The sequence below is a fragment of the Actinomycetota bacterium genome (assembly GCA_018830725.1).
Classification (GTDB): Bacteria; Actinomycetota; Humimicrobiia; order JAHJRV01; family JAHJRV01; genus JAHJRV01.
Map to the genome: position 1 here is coordinate 1 of JAHJRV010000168.1, position 2,187 is coordinate 2,187.

General features: G+C 26.5%; 4 protein-coding genes. All 4 read left to right on the plus strand.

Features of this window, described 5'->3' with window-relative positions:
- Positions 1 to 521 (plus strand): PD-(D/E)XK nuclease family protein (locus tag KKC53_07290; protein ID MBU2598950.1); only part of this gene is annotated, 521 nt, incomplete at its 5' end.
- 96 nt (positions 522 to 617) lie between these two features.
- Positions 618 to 1,121 (plus strand): gamma carbonic anhydrase family protein, encoded by a 504-nt coding sequence (locus KKC53_07295; protein MBU2598951.1) that lies wholly within the window; start codon positions 618 to 620, stop codon positions 1,119 to 1,121.
- 55 nt (positions 1,122 to 1,176) lie between these two features.
- On the plus strand, positions 1,177 to 1,596 hold the full coding sequence (locus KKC53_07300; GenBank protein ID MBU2598952.1) for a DUF3842 family protein: 420 nt from the start codon (positions 1,177 to 1,179) through the stop codon (positions 1,594 to 1,596).
- Between the two features lie 177 nt (positions 1,597 to 1,773).
- On the plus strand, positions 1,774 to 1,974 hold the full coding sequence (locus tag KKC53_07305) for a CooT family nickel-binding protein (protein ID MBU2598953.1): 201 nt from the start codon (positions 1,774 to 1,776) through the stop codon (positions 1,972 to 1,974).
- The last annotated feature ends 213 nt before the right edge of the window (positions 1,975 to 2,187 follow it).

Consider the following 2,187-nt stretch of genomic DNA (forward strand, 5'->3'; position numbering starts at 1 on the left):
AGATATTAAGTGGAGAAGACCTTATATATGAAGAAAGAATCCCGGGTATTAAAAAGATGATAAAAAATTACTTGCTCAGTCGCTTCTCAAAAATAGATGAGAATATATTAGCGGTAGAACAGCTTTTTAATTTAAAAATAAATAATTATATTATCAGGGGATTTATGGATAGAATTCAGAAAGTAGATAACGGATTTTATGAGATAGTTGATTTTAAAAGTGGTAAAAAGCCTGCTGATCTTAATTTAAATGAAAACCTCCAATTAAGAATATATTCATTAGCTCTTAGCGAATTATATAAAATATCTCCAGAAAAGATTAAATGCACTTTATTTTTCTTAGGGGATGGAATTGAGAAATCAATCATATATTTAAAGAAGGAACTTTTAAAAACAAAAAGGGAAATTAAAAGACTCATCAAAAATATAGAGAAATCAAAATTTATTGCGAATCCAAGTCCTCAAAACTGTGCAAAATGTGATTTTTACAGTGTCTGTAAAGACCACTATACAAAATACTAATAAACACACATTTTCTTTTATAATTTCTCCTTCCTTTTGTGTTATAATTTCACAAAAATTTATTGATAAAAATCTTTATGTTAAATATGAAAAAAAATGATAAAAAAATATCAGAAAAGTAGTCCTAAATTTGGAAAAGAAATTTATATATCGCCTGATGCAAAAGTGATTGGCAAAGTTAAGATAGGTGAAAATGTAAGTATATGGCCAGGTGCTATAGTAAGGGGAGATATAAATAAAATAATAATTGGTAATTATTCAAATATTCAGGATAATTGTGTATTGCATGTTGATCCAAAATATCCTTTAAAAATTGGCAATTATGTAACAATTGGTCATGGTGCAATTTTGCATGGATGTGAGATTGAAGACTATGTTCTAATAGGTATAAATGCAACTATTTTAGATGGAGCCAAAATAGGAAAATGTTCAATTATTGGAGCAGGTTCTGTTATTCCTGAAAAAAAGGAAATACCACCATATAGCTTAGTTGTGGGTGTACCAGGTAGAATTATAAAAAAGTTGACAGAAGAGAGTGGGAAGAGATTAAAGGAGTACGCACTGCATTATTGGGAAATAGCAAAGAATTATAAAAAGTAAAAAATATTAGCTTTAATTACTACATTTAATTATTTAATAAGAGGATGTTATGAGTATAAAAATTGCAGTTATTGATAGTATGGGTGGTAGTATTGGAAATCAAATAATAACTCAATTAAGGCAGAATTTTGGTCAAGAATTAGAAATATTTGCTTTAGGAACTAATGCTATTGCTACAAGCAATATGCTAAAAGCAAAAGCTAATAGAGGGGCAACAGGGGAGAATGCTATAAAAGTAACTATTGAAGAAATGGATTTAATATTCGCTTCCATATCGGTAATAATTGCAAATTCTATGATGGGTGAAATTACTCCTACAATAGCTGAATCTATAAGAAAATTTAGTAAGAAAAAAATATTTATTCCGCTTTGCAATCCACCTTTGGATATATTAGGGGTTGAGAAAAAACCACTTCCGCAGCTTATTGATGAAGGTATAAAGATAATAAAAGAGATGATTGATAAAAATGAATGAATTATTACCCTGGTATTTTAATTTTTTTTATAAAGATATAAAAAATAATGTTATGCTTTCTTGTAAAGAAAATAAAACATAAATTAAAATATAAAAATTAGATTATATGTTGTATGTCATATAAAAAATACTTTTAACATAATTTCAAAAGTAAATTTAAACAAACAGGAGATTTAGGTGTGTGAGACAAAAGTATTTATAGAAAAGAATGGGAAAAAGGAAGAAATATTTGAGAATGTAATTAATATCCAGAGTGAAGAAGATGGCTTACTTATAAAGGACCTTTTTGGTGAACAGAAATTAGTCAAAGCCAATATTAAATATATTGATTTTATGAAACATGAGATGGTGCTCACTGAGACGGAAAATGATGAGTAATTTAAACATCTGGATGTTTTCAATAAAAAGTAAAAAATATCTTACAGTTACAATGTAAAAATACCATCATTGAATTAATAGTTGAATTTGATTATATATAAATTATATGTTAGTATTTAAAACTAAATTAGAAAAAGACTTTCTAAAAATATAAATTTTTTTTAATTAACTTAATTTTAAATTTAAATATCTTTTGATAATAGGACCACGACG